This is a genomic window from Bradyrhizobium sp. USDA3010 (genome assembly GCF_056429065.1).
Genome location: NZ_JBWJZD010000007.1, coordinates 231,499 through 248,207 on the forward strand (window position 1 = coordinate 231,499; position 16,709 = coordinate 248,207).

At 64.3% G+C, this 16,709-nt stretch carries 23 protein-coding genes; 10 read left to right on the forward strand and 13 right to left on the reverse strand.

Translation table 11 applies throughout. The annotated features are described in order from the left end of the window. The first annotated feature begins 236 nt into the window (after positions 1-236). The gene (locus AC066Y_RS14225) at positions 237-1,196 is read left to right on the forward strand and encodes a Tim44 domain-containing protein (RefSeq protein WP_478274401.1); all 960 of its coding nucleotides are present in this window, start codon (positions 237-239) and stop codon (positions 1,194-1,196) included. Positions 1,197-1,397: 201 nt separating this feature from the next. Beyond that, positions 1,398-2,024, forward strand: a complete 627-nt coding sequence (locus AC066Y_RS14230) for a lectin (RefSeq protein ID WP_478274469.1) — start codon at positions 1,398-1,400, stop codon at positions 2,022-2,024. A gap of 213 nt (positions 2,025-2,237) precedes the next feature. On the opposite strand, the gene AC066Y_RS14235 is transcribed toward AC066Y_RS14230, so the two are convergent. Then, entirely contained in the window at positions 2,238-2,633 is a 396-nt protein-coding gene (locus AC066Y_RS14235; RefSeq protein ID WP_478274470.1) for a DUF3606 domain-containing protein, read from the reverse strand. 153 nt (positions 2,634-2,786) lie between these two features. Here AC066Y_RS14235 and AC066Y_RS14240 point away from each other — a divergent pair, with 153 nt between their 5' ends. Further along, positions 2,787-3,494, forward strand: coding sequence for a glutathione S-transferase (locus AC066Y_RS14240; protein WP_478274402.1), 708 nt, complete (start codon positions 2,787-2,789; stop codon positions 3,492-3,494). A gap of 148 nt (positions 3,495-3,642) precedes the next feature. Here AC066Y_RS14240 and AC066Y_RS14245 read toward each other — a convergent pair whose 3' ends face one another. Beyond that, positions 3,643-4,002, reverse strand: coding sequence for a GFA family protein (locus AC066Y_RS14245; protein WP_478274403.1), 360 nt, complete (start codon positions 4,000-4,002; stop codon positions 3,643-3,645). Between the two features lie 9 nt (positions 4,003-4,011). Continuing rightward, entirely contained in the window at positions 4,012-4,686 is a 675-nt protein-coding gene (locus AC066Y_RS14250; RefSeq protein WP_478274404.1) for a methyltransferase family protein, read from the reverse strand. Between the two features lie 156 nt (positions 4,687-4,842). Between AC066Y_RS14250 and AC066Y_RS14255 the strand changes: the two genes are divergently transcribed. Then, positions 4,843-5,169, forward strand: coding sequence for an ArsR/SmtB family transcription factor (locus AC066Y_RS14255; protein ID WP_478274405.1), 327 nt, complete (start codon positions 4,843-4,845; stop codon positions 5,167-5,169). Further along, on the forward strand, positions 5,169-5,609 hold the full coding sequence (locus AC066Y_RS14260; protein ID WP_478274406.1) for an SRPBCC family protein: 441 nt from the start codon (positions 5,169-5,171) through the stop codon (positions 5,607-5,609). The genes AC066Y_RS14255 and AC066Y_RS14260 overlap by 1 nt, the downstream gene beginning before the upstream one ends. Positions 5,610-5,709: 100 nt before the next feature. Here the strand turns inward: AC066Y_RS14260 and AC066Y_RS14265 are convergent, their stop codons facing one another. Beyond that, a complete protein-coding gene (locus tag AC066Y_RS14265; protein ID WP_173640490.1) occupies positions 5,710-6,153 on the reverse strand; it encodes a hypothetical protein in 444 nt (147 codons plus the stop codon). A 123-nt stretch (positions 6,154-6,276) separates the two neighbouring features. Next, positions 6,277-6,594, reverse strand: a complete 318-nt coding sequence (locus tag AC066Y_RS14270; RefSeq protein ID WP_478274407.1) for a Kazal-type serine protease inhibitor family protein — start codon at positions 6,592-6,594, stop codon at positions 6,277-6,279. Positions 6,595-6,828: 234 nt separating this feature from the next. On the opposite strand from AC066Y_RS14270, the gene AC066Y_RS14275 reads away from it, so the two are divergent. Further along, positions 6,829-8,481: a fumarate hydratase gene (locus AC066Y_RS14275; RefSeq protein WP_478274408.1), complete on the forward strand. Its 1,653-nt coding sequence runs from the start codon at positions 6,829-6,831 to the stop codon at positions 8,479-8,481. 9 nt (positions 8,482-8,490) lie between these two features. Beyond that, the gene (locus AC066Y_RS14280; protein WP_478274409.1) at positions 8,491-9,165 is read left to right on the forward strand and encodes a DUF429 domain-containing protein; all 675 of its coding nucleotides are present in this window, start codon (positions 8,491-8,493) and stop codon (positions 9,163-9,165) included. A gap of 65 nt (positions 9,166-9,230) precedes the next feature. On the opposite strand, the gene AC066Y_RS14285 is transcribed toward AC066Y_RS14280, so the two are convergent. From AC066Y_RS14285 to AC066Y_RS14300, 4 genes are all read right to left on the reverse strand, one after another. Beyond that, on the reverse strand, positions 9,231-9,527 hold the full coding sequence (locus AC066Y_RS14285) for a hypothetical protein (RefSeq protein ID WP_478274410.1): 297 nt from the start codon (positions 9,525-9,527) through the stop codon (positions 9,231-9,233). 78 nt (positions 9,528-9,605) lie between these two features. Continuing rightward, complete coding sequence (locus AC066Y_RS14290) at positions 9,606-10,160, reverse strand: inner membrane-spanning protein YciB (protein ID WP_478274411.1); 555 nt, start codon at positions 10,158-10,160, stop codon at positions 9,606-9,608. A 58-nt stretch (positions 10,161-10,218) separates the two neighbouring features. Then, the gene (locus AC066Y_RS14295) at positions 10,219-10,794 is read right to left on the reverse strand and encodes a hypothetical protein (protein WP_478274412.1); all 576 of its coding nucleotides are present in this window, start codon (positions 10,792-10,794) and stop codon (positions 10,219-10,221) included. 287 nt (positions 10,795-11,081) lie between these two features. After that, positions 11,082-12,485: a carotenoid oxygenase family protein gene (locus AC066Y_RS14300; protein ID WP_478274413.1), complete on the reverse strand. Its 1,404-nt coding sequence runs from the start codon at positions 12,483-12,485 to the stop codon at positions 11,082-11,084. Positions 12,486-12,598: 113 nt separating this feature from the next. Here AC066Y_RS14300 and AC066Y_RS14305 point away from each other — a divergent pair, with 113 nt between their 5' ends. Continuing rightward, complete coding sequence (locus AC066Y_RS14305; RefSeq protein ID WP_478274414.1) at positions 12,599-13,321, forward strand: TetR/AcrR family transcriptional regulator; 723 nt, start codon at positions 12,599-12,601, stop codon at positions 13,319-13,321. Between the two features lie 25 nt (positions 13,322-13,346). Here the strand turns inward: AC066Y_RS14305 and AC066Y_RS14310 are convergent, their stop codons facing one another. Then, positions 13,347-13,919 (reverse strand): hypothetical protein, encoded by a 573-nt coding sequence (locus AC066Y_RS14310; protein WP_478274471.1) that lies wholly within the window; start codon positions 13,917-13,919, stop codon positions 13,347-13,349. Positions 13,920-14,114: 195 nt separating this feature from the next. Here AC066Y_RS14310 and AC066Y_RS14315 point away from each other — a divergent pair, with 195 nt between their 5' ends. After that, complete coding sequence (locus AC066Y_RS14315) at positions 14,115-14,852, forward strand: SET domain-containing protein (RefSeq protein ID WP_478274415.1); 738 nt, start codon at positions 14,115-14,117, stop codon at positions 14,850-14,852. Positions 14,853-14,881: 29 nt separating this feature from the next. Here the strand turns inward: AC066Y_RS14315 and AC066Y_RS14320 are convergent, their stop codons facing one another. After that, positions 14,882-15,316, reverse strand: a complete 435-nt coding sequence (locus tag AC066Y_RS14320) for an RrF2 family transcriptional regulator (protein ID WP_478274416.1) — start codon at positions 15,314-15,316, stop codon at positions 14,882-14,884. Between the two features lie 84 nt (positions 15,317-15,400). Here AC066Y_RS14320 and AC066Y_RS14325 point away from each other — a divergent pair, with 84 nt between their 5' ends. Then, positions 15,401-15,862 (forward strand): group III truncated hemoglobin, encoded by a 462-nt coding sequence (locus AC066Y_RS14325; protein WP_478274417.1) that lies wholly within the window; start codon positions 15,401-15,403, stop codon positions 15,860-15,862. Positions 15,863-15,978: 116 nt separating this feature from the next. Here AC066Y_RS14325 and AC066Y_RS14330 read toward each other — a convergent pair whose 3' ends face one another. Both AC066Y_RS14330 and AC066Y_RS14335 read right to left on the reverse strand, forming a co-directional pair. Beyond that, entirely contained in the window at positions 15,979-16,377 is a 399-nt protein-coding gene (locus AC066Y_RS14330) for a hypothetical protein (RefSeq protein WP_478274418.1), read from the reverse strand. A 30-nt stretch (positions 16,378-16,407) separates the two neighbouring features. Continuing rightward, on the reverse strand, positions 16,408-16,617 hold the full coding sequence (locus AC066Y_RS14335) for a hypothetical protein (RefSeq protein ID WP_478274419.1): 210 nt from the start codon (positions 16,615-16,617) through the stop codon (positions 16,408-16,410). Between the last annotated feature and the right edge of the window lie 92 nt (positions 16,618-16,709).

A 16,709-nucleotide genomic window follows, 5' to 3' on the forward strand; every position in this document is an offset into this window, starting at 1 on the left:
GAGCCACGATACCCCTTCGCTTCCCGCAGGGCAGAGGCAATGTTGCAATGCGGTCGCTGTTGAACCTGAGCCCCATCTCGCGCTAGGACGCGCTGTCGCATCCACAAGGACCATAGTGTCACATCGCCGCGACCGAGGGCCGCAGCCGCGGTTCCCGTTTCCCGCTTCACTTTTATCGGGCGCTGCCCATGTTAAGGGCGTTTCCCCATGCCGGGGAATCCTTTGAGGAAACCAACATGAATTTCTCGCAACGCACGCGTGGAATTGTCCGGGCGATCGCCGTCGCGATGGCGCTGGCGCTGCCCGTGATGATGACCGTTTCGGCGGCCGACGCCCGCGTTGGCGGCGGCGGCTCGCGCGGCTCGCGGACATTCTCCGCGCCGCCCTCGACCAGCACCGCACCGGGCTCGGTTGCTCCGATGAACCGTACCTTCAGCCAGCCTGGTAGCCCCAGCCTGGGCTCGCCGGCGGCGGCGAATTCCGGCGGCCTGTTCGGCCGCGGCGGAATGGGTCGCGGCCTGCTCGGCGGCCTGGCCGCGGGCTTCCTTGGCGCCGGCCTGTTCGGCATGCTGTTCGGCGGCGGCCTGTTCTCGGGCCTCGGCGGCCTGTCGTCGATGCTCGGCCTGCTGCTGCAGATCGGTCTGATCGTGCTGGTGGTCCGGCTCGCGATGTCGTGGTGGCAGCGGCGCAATACGCCGGCCGCCGCTTACGCGGGTGGCCCCGACGTCGGCCCTGGTCCGCAGGCCAACGCCCGTTCGGGCTTCGGCTTTGGCCTCGGCGGCGGCTCGAACGCGCCGGTCGAGATCACGCCCGGTGACTACGAGACGTTCGAGCGGTTGCTCGGCGACATCCAGGCCGCGTGGTCGAACGAGGACATTGCGAAGCTGCACACGCTCGCGACGCCGGAAATGGTGTCGTACTTCTCGAAGGATCTCGAGGAGAACAAGGCGCGCAACGTCACCAACAAGACGTCCAATGTGAAGCTCTTGCAGGGCGATCTCGCGGAAGCATGGCGTGAAGGCGACAGCGAATATGCGACGGTCGCGATGCGCTACGCGCTGGTCGACACCATGCTGGAGCGCGGCACCGGCCGCCAGGTCAGCGGCGGGCAACCGGAGGAGGTCACCGAGGTCTGGACCTTCGTGCGCCAGCGCGGCGGCAATTGGGAGCTCTCGGCGATCCAGCAGACCAACTGATCGACAGCCGGTCACGACGACTACAAGGCGCCGCGGCATCAACCGCGGCGCTTTCGTTTTGTGCGCTTCATTCGCGTGTCGCAGCGCCGGAATATCCGGACGAGCAGCGGGTTGATGTGAGCGGACCATAACAACCATCGGGAGGAAGAGATGAAGAACATTGCGCAAATTGCGGTTCCCGCCTGTCTTGCGTTTGTCGTCATGGCCGTGTCCCCGGCAAGAGCGCAGACCGCCGACCCCAGCTTCTTCGTGACCAGCAACGGCATCGGCAATGGCGGCAATCTCGGCGGTCTCGCCGGCGCCGACAATCAATGCCAGACCCTGGCGCAAGCCGCGGGTTTCGGCGCGCCGAAGACATGGCGCGCCTATCTCTCGACCCAGGCGGCCGACGGCCAGCCAGCGGTGAATGCGCGCGATCGCATCGGCAAGGGCCCGTGGAAGAATGTGAAGGGCATCGTGGTCGCCAAGGACGTCGCCGATCTGCACAGCGCCGGCAACAATCTCACCAAGCAGACCGCCCTGTCCGAGAAGGGCGAAGTCATCAACGGTGCCGGTGACACGCCGAACCGCCACGACGTGCTGACGGGATCGCAGGCCGACGGTACGGCGTTTGCGGCCGGTGAGGACCGCACCTGCAAGAACTGGACAAGCAGCACGCAAGGCGCCGCCATGGTCGGGCATTTCGACCGCAAGGGCCTGCGCGATGACGAGCCGTCAAAATCCTGGAATACGTCGCATCCTTCGCGCGGTCCTGACGGCGGCTGCTCGCAAGCCGATCTGAAGAGCACTGGAGGCGACGGCCTGCTGTACTGCTTCGCGGCGAATTGAGGGGACGGGGAACGGGCGGAGCCGTGTGTCATGTCCCCCGTCATTGCGAGGAGCGATAGCGACGAAGCAATCCATCTTTCCGCATATGCCGCGCGATGGATTGCTTCGCGGAGCCTGTCATCGGGCGGCGCTTCGCGCCGACCCGTTGGCTCGCAATGACGCGGATAGTACGGCGGACACCAATAACCGCCGCTCATTGTGCTGCGGCCGCGCTCAGCTCTTCTTGCGCTTGGCGGTCTTCTTTGCGGTCTTCTTTTTCTTCGCGGTCTTCTTCTTTGCCGCGAAATGGGCCTCGACCTTCTTCGAGGAATGTCCGACCTCGGCCACCGCGGCCTTGAGGCGGGCAGGGGTCACCTTGAACTTCTTCGACCAGTAGCGGACCTCGTAGGGCTCGCTGATCGCGATCCGCGCGCGGTCGGCGGCCATGTGCCGCTGCTCCTTGAAATGGGCTTCCACCTTCTTGGCGGAATGCCCGACCTTCTTGACGGCCGCCTTGAGCTTTGCCGGTGTGACCTTGAACTTCTTGGACCAGTACGCAACTTCGTAGGACTCGCTCAACGCGATCAGAGCGCGATCTTGTGCGCCCCGCTTCTTCTTGTTGTCCGCCATAAGTTGATCCTTCATCGAAGATTCGACGCTGGAACCTTAGCAGTCTCCGCGCGGTTCGGACAGACGCGCGGTGCGCGGTGGACGATCTGACCACACCACGGCTACGATCACCGTGAAGCAAAGCGATGCGGTGAAGTTTATGGAGGTAAGTGCATGCACTATCAGCTTTACTACTGGCCAATGATCCAGGGCCGCGGCGAATATGTCCGCCTCGCGCTCGAGGATGCGGGCGCCGAATATACCGATGTCGCGCGCGGCAAGGGCGGCACCGGCGCCATGATGAAGATGATGGACGCCCACAAGGGCACGCCGCCCTTTGCGCCGCCGTTCCTCAAGGCCGGCCAACTCGTGATCGGGCAGACCGCCAACATCCTGCTCTATCTCGGCGCGCGCCATGGCCTGGCGCCGAAGGCGGAAGGTGGGAAGCTCTGGGTGCACGAGCTGCAATTGACGATTGCGGACCTGGTGCTGGAAATCCACGACACCCATCACCCGCTCGGCCCGTCGCTGTATTACGAGGACCAGAAGGCGCCGGCGAAGAAGCGCACGGAAGAGTTCTGGAAATCGCGGGTGCCGAAATATCTCGGCTATTTCGAGGATCTTGTGCGGGCCAATGGCGGTGCCTTCGTCACCGGACGCCGATTGACCTACGCCGATCTGTCGTTGTTCCAGATCGTGGAAGGCCTGCGCTACGCGTTTCCGAAGCGGATGACCGCGTTCGAGGAGAAGGTGCCGCGCCTGATTGCGCTGCGCGACCGCGTCGCCGAGCGGCCGAACATCAAGGCGTATCTGGCGAGCGCGCGGCGGATTCCGTTCAACGAGGAGGGGATCTTCCGGCGCTACAAGGCGCTGGATCTGTGATCGCTTGTGCGCAGTCCTGCTGCTCTCTTCATGGCCGGGCAAAGGCGCGAATCGCGTCTTCGCGCTAGGTGATCCGGCCATCTACGTCTTTGTCTCCAGATGATAGATGCCCGGGTCAGCCCGGCATGACGGATGTGGGCGGTGAGTTCTATCGATCCCGCCCGTCCACCGGCGTCATCTTGATCTTCGACAGATCGATGCCGTCGATGCAGCTGACATTGAGCGCCACGATGTCGGTGCCGTCCGGCTTCTTGCCGCGCGCGAACACGTCGACGCCGCAATCGACGCAGAGCTGGTGGCGGATCGCATGGCGGTTGAACAGATACTCCTTCAGGTTGTCGGCGCCGGCACGGAGCTGGAAGCTCGATGGCGGCAAGAACACGAAGTGCAGGCCCTTCTTGGTGCAGATCGAGCAGTTGCAGGCGGTGACCATCGCCATGTCGGTGGTGCATTCGAAGCGCACCTGGCCGCAATGGCAGCCGCCGGTGTAGGTCTTGCTCTCTGCCATGATGGGCCCTCACCACAGTCCGGGCACGAGGCGATAGCGCACCCGTGCCGCGTAATCGGCATAGCCTGACAATCCCGCCATCAGCGTGCGTTCCTCGATCCCGGTGCGGAACGCGAACATCGCGAAGAACACCGGCACGAAGGCAAGGCCCCACCAGGAGCCGAGCGTCAGCGGCACGCCGATGAAGAACAGCATCACGCTCATATACATTGGATGGCGGACCAGCGCGTAGGGCCCGGTCGAGATCACGTGATGGTGGCGCTCGGTCTGCACCTTGACGACCGGCGCGGCGAACGAATTGGTGCGGAACACCCACAGGATCAGCGCGGTCGAGGCCAGATACAGCACCAGGCCGAGCACGATCAGCAGCACGCCGGCATTGGCGCCGCCAAACCGGCGATCGAGGCCCATCGCGACGAACCACAGCACGGCAATGACCAGGAACACCAGCATGAAGCGCTTGTCCTCGGCGGGCTGGCCTTCGCGCGCGGTAAGCCGCATGCGCTCGGCCAGCAGGCCGGGATCGACCTTGGCAAGCCACAGCCCGCAGCCCGGGCCGATCAGCGCCGAGGCGATCAGGTACGCCCACGCGCCGGGCCAGTGCAGCGTGCCGGCGAAGCCAAACAGCAGCGCGGCCATGGCGAGGACGAACAAGGTGTTCTGCAGGAGGAGCTTTGCGATCATGGGCGGGCACCGTGATTCCAGCCGCGATTATCGCACCCTTTTTCCGGCAAACACGCGACCGCATTCATCAACTTTCGGAGCAGGCGAGGCGTTCCTGCGCCGCGACTGCATCGTCTCTGCATTGACATTCGTATAAGCAGTTGCTTATATATTTCTATGACCGCCGCCATGCAGCTGACCAATGTGCTCAAGACCCTCGCGGACCCGACGCGGCGGGCGGTGTTCGAGCGGATCATCCGGGAAGGGGAGATCGCCGCGACCGGGCTGGTGCAGGGCTCCAAGGTGTCGCAGCCGGCGGTGTCGCAGCATCTGCGCGCGCTGCGCGATGCCGGGCTCGTCACCGAGCGGCGCGAGGGCCGGCATATCCATTATCGGGTCGCGCCGAAGGGGCTCGGCCCGCTGATCGACTGGCTCGGCCATTACGAGACGTTCTGGGCCGAGCGTTTCGCAAATCTAGAGAAATTGTTGAAGGAGAGTGAGTGATGGGTGAGACGCACGCGATCACGGTCGAGAAGGTGCTGCCTTACGCCGCCGACAAGATCTGGCGAACGCTGACCACGAGCGACTTGCTGATGAAATGGCTGATGCCGAACGATTTCGTTGCCGCCGTCGGACACCGGTTCAATTTCCGCACCAAGCCGATGGGGGACTGGGACGGCGTCGTGCATTGCGAGGTGCTGGATTGCGATCCGCCGCGCCTGCTGCGCTATTCCTGGAAGGGCGGCGCCGACACCAATCCGGAATACGGCTCAAAGCTCGACTCGGTCGTCACCTGGACGCTGACGCCGGTCGAGGGCGGCACGCAGGTCCGCATGGTGCATGACGGCTTCGTGTTCCCCGGCAACCGCTACGCCTTCGACATGATGAGCCCGGGCTGGGGCAAGATCGTCGATGCGATCGGACGGGTCGCCGCGGAAGCTTAGAGCACTTTCCGTTCCGATTGAATCGGAACAGGGCCCTAGATTTTAGTTTTGACGCGTTTTCTTCACGCGAACCCACTTCGCTCGAAAACGCTCTAACGGATCACTCGTTCTTGCCGCGCCGGACCGTGATCGAGGCGTCGGTGCGGTTGCGCGTGCATTCGAGATTGAGACGGCGATAGCGCATCGTGATGGTATTGCCGCGCAGGATGCCCATGCGCTTCAGGCAGCGCGAGGTGCCGGTGGCGGCGTCATCCTTCGGCACGGTGAAGACCAGCGCGGTGGCCGAACCGACCAGGTTGAAGAACTCGGGCTTCATCTTGCGATCGGTCTTGGCAAAGAGCTCGATCGAATAGTCCTTGCCGCGGCAGCCGAGCGACAATTCCTTCGCCGCCGGGTGGGTGAGGTATGTGATGTTGGCGGCGCTGAAATTGACCTTCAGCCCGTCGATCTGGCCGGCGAGCTGCTTGGCGATGTCCTCGCAGGGATCGGCGTGCGCAGGCGCTGCGGCGAAGGCCGTCGCCAGCGCGATCAGCGCGGCCGGCATGAAAGAGCGGATGCTCAAGGCAAAGCGTCGGCGCAACGGTGCTGTCACGAAATACCCCCGCGGTATGAATATACGCGAAGCTACATGCAGGCTCCCGCGCAGCGCGTCAATATGGGCGGTCCGTCAGGATGCGCACTTGCCGTCCTGCGCCTTGGAGGCTCCGGCGGCGCGACGCTCGCAATCATTGCCGTAGGTCTTGCCGTCGCAGCCGCACACCGGCTTGAAGATCTTGTTGCAGATCGTCGGCCGGAACGCGCAGGTGCCGGTCTGGTCGAAGCGGCCACATTGTCCCGATTTGAACTGGCAGAACTGACCGACACGGCTGCATTGAACGCCGGCGAGGCCGCCGCATGGCTTGCCGAGGCGGGCCGCATCGGCGCCGGTCGGGATCGCGATCAACAGGGCCAGCGCCGCGAACCAGATCAAAAGCGCTGTCTTCATGATGGTCTCCCGATGGCTTCCTTGGCGGCTTCCCGGATCGCTGAAGCGTTGTGGCAACCAGAGATTACGGAGGGATGAAACATAGCACGCGGATTGCCGATCCCGCGCATGGCTGGAAGGCGGCCGGCTTCCCTTTCCTTTGTCCGAAAAAGGCTTAGAACGGCTCTACATTGCCGGTGGCCGCGCGGCCGGACCGGCCTTACGAACCCGACCTGCAAGCCCAAAGAGCAGCTCATGAACGCCCCCTCAGCCTTCCCCGACCAGAAGCCCGTTCCACCCTACAAGCACACCCCGCTGTTCCCGCTGGGTGCCGACACCACGCCCTACAAGAAGGTGACAAGCGAGGGCGTCCGGGTCGAGAAGGTGCTGGGCAAGGAAATGCTGGTGGTGTCGCGGGAGGCGCTGCGGGCGCTGTCCGAGGCCGCCTTCGGCGACATCAACCACTATCTGCGGCCGGGCCATTTGAAGCAGCTGCGCTCGATCCTCGAGGACAAGGAAGCCAGCGACAACGACAAGTTCGTCGCCTTCGACTTCCTGAAGAACGCCAACATCGCGGCCGGCGGCGTGCTGCCGATGTGCCAGGACACCGGCACCGCGATCATCATGGGCAAGAAGGGCTGCAACGTCATCACCGACGGCGACGACGAGGCCGCGCTCTCCGAAGGCGCGCGCGACGCCTATCTGCGGCGCAATCTGCGCTATTCGCAGGTCGCGCCGCTGTCGATGTATGAGGAGAAGAACACCGCCAACAACATGCCGGCGCAGTGCGAGATCTACGCCGAGGGTGATGATGCCTACAAGTTCATGTTCATGGCCAAGGGCGGCGGCTCGGCCAACAAGAGCTTCCTGTTCCAGGCGACGCCCTCGGTGCTGACCAGGGACCGGCTGCTTGCGTTCCTGAAGGAGAAGGTGCTGACGCTCGGCACCGCGGCCTGTCCGCCCTATCACCTTGCTATCGTGATCGGCGGCACCTCGGCCGAGCTCTGCATGAAGACCGTGAAGCTTGCTTCCGCGCGCTATCTCGATGCGCTGCCGACCCACGGCTCCCCCGACGGCAACGCCTTCCGCGATCTCGAGATGGAGCAGGAAATCCTCAAGATGACGCAAAGCTTGGGGGTAGGCGCGCAGTTCGGCGGCAAGTATTTCTGTCACGACGTGCGCGTGATCCGGATGCCGCGCCACGGCGCCTCGCTGCCGATCGGCCTCGGCGTCTCATGCTCGGCGGACCGCCAGGTGCTTGGCAAGATCACCAAGGACGGCGTCTATCTCGAGGAACTCGAGCACAATCCGGCGCAATATCTGCCTGCGGTGGAGCAGTCGCTCGGCGGCGACGTCGTCAAGATCGACCTCAACCAGCCGATGAAGGATATCCTCGCGACGCTGTCGCAATATCCGATCAAGACCCGCGTCTCGATGACCGGCACCATGATCGTGGCGCGCGACTCCGCCCACGCCAAGCTGCGCGAGCGACTGGAGAAGGGCGAGCCGCTGCCGGATTATTTCAAGAACCATCCGGTGTACTACGCCGGCCCGGCCAAGACGCCCGACGGCTACGCCTCCGGCGCGTTCGGCCCGACCACCGCCGGCCGCATGGATTCCTTCGTCGACCAGTTCCAGGCCGCGGGCGGATCGATGGTGATGGTCGCCAAGGGCAACCGCGCGGTCGCGGTGCGCGAGGCCTGCAAGAAGCACGGCGGCTTCTATCTCGGCTCGATCGGCGGCGCGGCAGCGAACCTCGCCGAGCACTGCATCAAGAAAGTCGAGGTGGTCGAGTATCCCGAGCTCGGCATGGAAGCGATCTGGCGCATCGAAGTGGTCGACTTCCCGGCCTTCATCATCATCGATGATAAGGGCAACGACTTCTTCAAGGAATTGAATCTGGGTTGAGGATCCGGGTTGAGGGCAACAGGCCTCGACGGATTCTCCAAAGGCTGGGTCGCCGTCACCATCGACGGCGACCAGCGCTCGATTTCTTTTCACGGCGATATTGCGGGCGCGCTGGCGCGTCCGTTCGATCGCGCCGGGATCGATATCCCGATCGGCATGACGGAGGACGGCCAGCGCGATTGCGACCTGCTTGCCCGCGAGCGGCTGCGCCCGCACACCTCGCGTGTCTTCACCGGCGCGCGGCGCTGGCTGTGGCAGGAGTTTCGCGATCCCGACGCGGCGAACCGTGAAGCGCTGCGCCGCGGTCAGACCCGCGTCTCGCGCCAGCTCTGGCACCTCGGCAGCAAGATCATGGAGGTCGACGCGTTCGTGCGCGCGAACGCCACACGCGACATCCGCGAGGTGCATCCCGAACTGGTGTTCCTGCGGCTAAACGGCGGCACGCCCTTGCCGCGCAAGAAGTCGGAGGAGGGCGATACGCTCCGGCGCAGGCTGGTGAAGCGATCAGGCTTTCGCGAGATCGATCGCTGGCTCGGCGAGGTGCGGATCGGCACCGGCGCGAAGCGTGACGATGTGCTGGATGCCTGCGCGGTGGCTTTGGCTGCTCATCAACCAAGCGGCTGCGTTCCTGGGGGATCGCAGCCGCTGGATGGACATGATCTGCCGATGCAGATCTGGTTCTAAAGCGTTTTCGAGCGAAGTGGACACCGGTTCGCGTGAAGAAAACGCGTCAAAACAAGATGGGACGCTTACGCCCGGGTGCCGGTGAAGGGGAAGCTGCCCATCGGGCCGATGCCCATCTCGCCGGAGATGCCGTCGCCTGCGACCGTGCCGGAGAATTCGAGCGTCAGCGGCATCGGATTGGTGATGGAAACCTTCCAGGCGACGCTGTCGCCGTTCACGGTGCCGTCGAAGATGTCGGTGGAGTTGCCCTCGGCGCCTTGCGTGCCGGTGAGCGTGCCGCCCGAGCTCGCCAGCGACAGCGTCGCCTTGCGCTCGCCCATCGGCGTCGTCATGGTCAAATTCCAGTTTCCGTCCACCGCCATTGATGTCTCCCCTCCGGTAAAAAGCGTGCGCGGGTATAGCCTATCTTGGCGCGCGCGCCTAGTTCGCGGCTGCGGCGATCAGGCGCGGGCGGCGGCGCGGAGCCGGTTGCCGACCAGGAAGCGGAAGGCGACGTACTGGATCGCGAACGCCGCGATCTTGGCGCCGACCAGCACCACCGACACGTAGAACGCCCATAGCTTCATGTCGCCGGTCGCCGCGATCGCGATGGTGCCGGCGGCGAGGATGAACATCAGCCCGGCCCACGCGTAGCCGGCGAGGGTCGCGTATTCCGGAATGGTCTCGGTCACGATCGGCGGCAGATAGCGCAGCATCCAGCCGCGCTTGAGCATGATCGCGCCGATCGCGATGTGGCCGATCGCGGGCTTCGCCAGCACGAAGCGGGGATCGTTGGTCAGCAGAGTCGCGCCGCCGAGCACGACCACCAGCCCAAGGCTCGCCCAGGTCATGTAGCCGAGCGCCTGTCCCTTGACGCGCGCATAGAGCACTTGCGCAATTGCACCCACGATCGCGACAGCGGTGGCGATCAGGACATTGTCGGTGGCGAGATAGACCACCAGGAACACGATGGTGGAGAGGAAGTCGCTCGCGAGCCTGGCAAATACGCTCTTCATCTTCGTGGTTTCCGTTTCCTCAGGCAGGATGATCGCTGTGATGTTGTTGTTGCAGCGTCTAGCGTGACGGCAGCGCGCCAGCCGGCGGCGTCCCGTACTTGGCCGCGCGATAGTGCGGATACCAGCGCGTGAAGCACACCGCGGCGTTGCGGGCGGCGAAGGCGATCAGGAGGCCGGTCCACAGCGGCAGGGCCGGCACATAGAGCACCGCGATGTTGCCGATCAACATCAACAGCGTCGCAGCGGTCCAGGCTCCGGTGATCAGGTAGTTGGCTGTGAGGAAGCCCGGCTGCTTTGCGATCTCGGCATCGACCTGCTCGAGCGCATATTGCCGCGTGAAGGGATGGCCGATCAGGATCGAGGCGAGCGACACCAGCAGGATGCCGGCATCGACGGCGATCTTCACCGCGATCGTGCTTGGCGTCGGATCGACGAAGGTGAGGTAGCTGCCGACTGCGGTGAACACGATCACCGAACCGACGCCGAGGATCTTGATGCTGCGGCCGCGCGCGATATCGAACGCGATGACGCCAAGGCAGATCAGCGCGGCAGCAAGCAAGCTCACCGTGGCCGAGGTCACCAGCATCAGCGTGGCGAAGGCGCCGTAAGGGGCGAGGATCAGGAAGATCGTCATTGGGAGCCTCGAAGGCTGATCTTTACAGCGTAAAGATAACCTAGAGGCGGGCGGAGGAGGCGTCAAGCGAAATCTTTACAGTGTCAAAATCGTGATGCCGTCCTGAGAAGATGAGTTTTTCAGATTGATGCACAAGCGACCGTAGGCCGCTTCGCGTTCTGGCGGCCGTCTTGGCCCGGCCATCTACGTCTTTCCTGCAAGAACCAACAAAGACGTGGATGCCCGGGACAAGCCCGGGCAAGACGAGTGAAGGGACAGGGTATTCTCACGCATGGAGTGACGCGCAGCTACTTCGCCCCCACCCAATTGCCGTGGAAACCGTCCGGCACGCGATGGCCGAGATGGACCAGCGCCGCGGGACCCGCCTCGACATCCCTTGCGTTGAAGACGGCGAGGTCGCTGCGGTTTTCGCGGGCGCGCCAGACCACTGCGAGCAGCCAGCCGTCGCCTTCTGCGGCATCAGCGCCGCGCTCGACGAAGACGGGCTCGGAGATCGTGTCGCCGGCGGGCAACAGATAATGGCCGAGCCGCTTGCCACGGCCGTCGACATGCACGATGCCGGACAGCGCACCGAACATCGGCAGATCGGGGTTGGCGCAGGCGTACCAGCCGTGATTGCTCGCAAGGCCCGCGCGGCGATCGTCGACGCGGGGGAATTCGCCGGTGAGATCGTCGAGATAGGCCTGTGTGAAGCGGTCGATATTGCCTGAGAGATCGAAGGTCCAGCGGCAGTAGCGCGCGCGGTTCTTCTTGGGATCGGTCGGCGAGCCGTCGGGATGGTTGAACAGCGGCGCTTCCTCGAACTGCATCACGTCGGCGATGATGCGATTGCCCTCTTCCCACGCGTTCATGACATGGAACACGTAGCAGGTCTCGGCGCGGAACCAGACGATGTCCTTCGATGCGCCGCTGCGCTTCATCACGCCGACATAGGCGCCTTTCTCCGGCTCCCAGGCATAGGGCGCCTGGCCGCGCATCGCGCGCTGCATGCTGCCTGTGATCGGCAGGATAGGAAACAGCACGTGGTTCTCGGTGACGATGAAGTCATGCACCATGCTGGCATAGGGCGCCTCGAACCGCTCGAACCGCGTCACCACGCCGGATGGGCTCACCGCGCCGAACGACAGCGCCGGTGTCAGCGGACCCGCGGCGTTGTAGCCGAAGAACACCATCTCGCCGGTGACCGGATCGATCTTCGGGTGCGCCGAGAAGGGCCCGGAGATCGCCCCCTTGTAGTCGCAATAGCCAAGGCGATCGAGCGTGCCAGGCTCGATCTCGGTCGGCAGATGGCCTTCCTCGAGCGCGAGCAGGCGGCCGCCATGGAAGATGATGTTGGTGTTGGCGACGCCGCCGTCGGTCGTGATGTTGGCAGGGGCGTCCGGCATCTTGCGGCCGAAGCCGCCGAACAGCGCGCGGCCGGCGTCATGCTCGGCCTGCCATTTCGGGGTGCGGACCCAACGGTTGCGGTAGCTGGCGCGGCCGTTCTCGAGATGGAAGGCGTGCAGCATGCCGTCGCCGACGAACCAGTGCGCGCCCGGCGCCTCGAACTGCGGATTGGGGCCGTTGCGGTACAGCGTGCCGTTCAGCTCGCGCGGCAATTCGCCTGTGACCTTCAGGAACGGCGCATCGGCTTCAAACGGGATGGGCGCCAGATTGGTCCGCGCCGTGTTGGAGGTGACCTGATCGAGCATTCCGCTTCTCCCTGCATTATGATCTTTACACCGTAAAGATATCAGTAGGGATGACGCGATCGATCGTCAAGCAAAATCTTTACAGTGTAAAAATTGCGACATATAAGAGCCGCATGGCAAGATTGTCCAAAGAAAACAAGGCGACTCGTCCAACACGGGCTCCGACCCGCCGGGTTGCGCGTGCAGCCGATCGCTCGGCACCGCGGCGCCGGACCAATGACACGCCGTATCATCATGGCGATCTGCATGAAGCGCTATTGAAGGCCGCGGAGCGCGTGCTCGAGCGTGATGGACTGGCGGGATTGACATTGCGTGCGGTGGCGCGCGAGGCCGGCGTGTCGCATGCCGCGCCCACGCATCATTTCGGCGATCTCACCGGATTGCTCAGTGAGCTCGCGGCGATCGGCTTCCGGCAATTCGGCCAGGCGATGGCAGCGGCGGACGCTTCAGCGGCGACGACGCCCGAAAAGGGAGTGGCGAGCGCCAAGGCTTATGTCGCCTATGCGCAGGCGCATCCCGGCATGTATGGGCTGATGTTCCGCAGCGAGCGGCTCGATCATGAGCGGCCGTCACTGCACGAGGCGTCCGAGGCGTCGTTCGCCGGGCTGACCCGCGGCGTCGGCGCCAGCCGACATGAGCAGATTTCCAAGGAGCAGCTTACGTTGGACCAGGCGGCTGCGATCGCGTCGGCCTGGTCGCTGGTGCATGGCTTTACCATGCTGCTGCTCGACGGCCGCCTCAAGACGATTCTCGATCGGTCGCCCGAGGGCACTTCAGTGGAAGCGTTGTTGACCGCGATGCTGCGTTTGTCCGCGGGCCGCTCAGCGCGGCCGTAACCGATATTGCGCCTGCGGCGGCGTTCTAGCGTTTCGTCAGCAACGTCGAGCGGCCGCTCTGTCCGATCGTTTTCACCTGGTCCGCGCCGCATTTGAAATCGCGGGCGAAATCGTCGGCGGCCTGCCGCGCCAGCGCGTTGGCGTTGGGATTGGCGGCAACGTCGACATAGGCGACGTGACAGACCTCGCCCGGCGGCAGCCGCGTCACGGCGAGCATCGCCCGTGAGACCGGGCCGCCGCGCTTGTCCTGCTCGCTGCTGTCGGCGATCTGCCAGCGCTGGATGATCGCAAAGGGCTTGCTGCCGGCGGCACGCCATTCGACCGTATCGCCGGTCGAGCTGAACGGGCCGAACCAGGCCTGCGCCGCCGGTTCCCTGGCTGCTGCCGCGCGGTTTCGGCCCACCGAGACCACTTCGCGCAGATCGCCTTCGTTGATCAGCACCACAAGGCCGGATTTCCCCGGGCAGACCCGCGTGGCGCTGCCGTCCTCTTCGTTGGGCTTGCCGATCATGCGGCAGGCCTTCGGCGCGGTCGACGTGTAGCTGCTGCTGATCGTCTCAGCGCCAGCCTGACCAGGATTTGCGCAGGCAAGCGCCATAACGATTGTTGCAAAAGCAGGGTATTTCATCAGGGGAAACCTGCAATCCGGACGTTACTTTGTGCCTGACATATGCAATCTGGGGAAGGTTCAACAGACACGCGGGAAACACCTGACAGGCGCGCGGAATCGTCCTAGAAGGGCGGCTTCGCAACTTCTGTCGCGTGCACCTTGCGTGCCTTAGCCTCGATCGTCATGCCCGCATCATCATCGCAAAAGCCCTATCGCGTCGGCCGTTCCCGTACTGGCCTTGGCCTTTTCGCCACCAAGCCGATCAAGAAAGGCACCAAGATCATCCGCTATTTCGGGCCGTTGCTCGACTCGAAGAAGAAGGATGAGGACGCGATCGAGAACAAATATCTGTTCGAGCTCACCAACCGATGGACCATCGACGGCTCGATCCGCGAGAACGTCGCCCGCTACATCAACCACGCCTGCAGGCCGAACGCGGAATCCGACGTCAAGCCGCGCAAGCGCAAGGTCTTCATCCGCGCCATCAAGGACATCGAGCCGGGCGACGAGATCAACTACGACTATGGAACCGACTATTTCAAGGCCTATCTGAAGCCGATCGGGTGCAAGTGTGATGCCTGCGAGAAGAAGCGCAAGAAGAAGCGCGCGGAGGCGAGGGCGGAGCGGCTCCGGCTGAAGGAAAAGGCCGAGCGGAAAGCCAAGCGTGAGGCCGAGAAGCTCGCTGAAATGCGGGCGAGGCAGAGGAAGGCCAGTGCGAAGAAAGCTGCCAAAGCAAACGGCAAGCTCGGCAATGGCAAGACGTCGAATGGCGCGGCTCTGAATGGCAACGGCCTGAACGGCAAGGCTCTAAATAGCAAGGCCTTGAACGGCAAGCACCTCAACGGCCACAGCCTGACGGCTGCGACCGGCAAGCGGGCGGCCCCTTCAAAGCGCGGCGCCGCGCGGATGCTGCAGGCCTGAGTTCCGAGACCGATCAGGTTCGACGATCGTCATGACGCGCGCGCCGAATGGCGCGCAGGACGCGGCAGATAGGCGCATTCGGCGAGCGTGGTTCCGTCGAGCTCGCGCATGAAGGCCTCGCGGGCCGCCGCGAGCCTCGCCTTCAGGCGGCAGCGTGGCAGCAGCACGCAATCGCCGCCATCATCCCTGAAACATTCGACCAGCGCGCTGCCGCCTTCGAGCGCGCGCACCACTTCGCCGAGCGTGATCGCCTGTGGGGCGCGCGCCAGCGAGAACCCGCCGCCGGCGCCGCGCTGGGTCGCGATGAAGCCGGCCTCCGCGAGGTCGCGCACCACCTTGGCGAGGTGATTGCGGGAAATGCCGAACTCGGCCGCGATCTCGCTTGTGGCAAATGAGCGGTCCGGCTCGCCGGCCAGCCGCATCAGCGCGCGCAGCGCAAAATCCGTGAATGATGTCAGGCGCATGGAAGCCCTTCGAAATCAGCCCTTGGCGGATCCGCTATAGCAGTCTAAATAGGTATTTAAAATACCCATTTAGGATGTGAGCGAATGACGGGAGCAGAGCGCCGCGAGCAGATCACCGCCGAGATCGTCGCGCGGACCGGGATCACCGAGGCCATGATCGAGCAGCTGGTGCACGGCTTCTACGCCAAGGTCCGCAAGGACCCGATGATCGGGCCGGTGTTCGAGGCCAGGATCACCAATTGGGAGCCGCATCTGGCCCAGATGTGCGCGTTCTGGTCGTCGGTCGCGCTGATGACCGGGCGCTATCACGGCACGCCGATGGTCAAGCACATGCCGCTGCCGGTCGATGCCGCGCATTTCGACCGCTGGCTCGAACTGTTCGAGGCGACGGCGCACGAACTATGCCCGGCGGTCGCGGCACTTCATTTCATCGAGCGCGCGCGGCGCATCGCTTCGAGCCTCGAGATGGGTGTCGCCAGCGGGCGGGGCGTGATGCTCGGGGTTGGCGAGAGATTTCGGCGAAGCGAGGCGGGGGCCGTGCAGTAAGGTCGCACTCCGACCCCGTCATTGCGAGGAGCGAAGCGACGAAGCAATCCGTGCTTCCGCACATGTGGCTCGATGGATTGCTTCGCTTCGCTCGCAATCACAGCAGGCGGCTGCCGTTACGCCGGCACCACGCCCTCGCTCTTCCGCAAGCCCATGTATTGCAGCTCGGCGAACACGCCGGTGGCGATCGCCTGGGCGAGGATCACGATGATGCCGAGCAGGTTCGGCGACACTGCGCCCGAGAGCAGCAGCGCGATGCTGGCAAGCGTCCAGGCCGCATTGCCGGCGACCACGAGGATCACGGGTCCTTTCGGCAGCGAGGTTCGCGCGCCGAGCCAGCCGACCAGCGCCGTGTAGGCGATCAGGAACAGCCCGGTCTCGCGCAGCAGCGCTTCCGGCAGGCCGAGCAGCGAGGCCAGCGCGCCGGTGTCGAGCACCATCGCGATGGCGGATATGCCGCTGAACACGGCATCGGCAAGCAAGGCGCGGCGCAGCAGCTGGGACGAATGGATCATGGCAGCGTCTCCTCGGGTTGGGATGGGTTTTCAGCGCATCAGGGACTGCAGCTGACGCCACAGGCCCTTGCCGACCCGCATCTCGACCGCATAGACCTGCGCGAACACGAACATGCTGGTCGCGTGCACGAGCGGCTGGGGCATGTTGAGCGAGCGCGCGACCAGCCAGGTGGCCAGATGGACCAGCCACGGGATCAGGACGGCGAGGGCGCGGATAAGGGACAGCATCAGCATGGTCATCTCCTGTGCCGCGGAAGATGAGCCGCCGTGCGCGCCAATTCGATTACCTCGGGCGTAATGGAACGGGCGAATTTCGCATGGTAGGTTTTGCA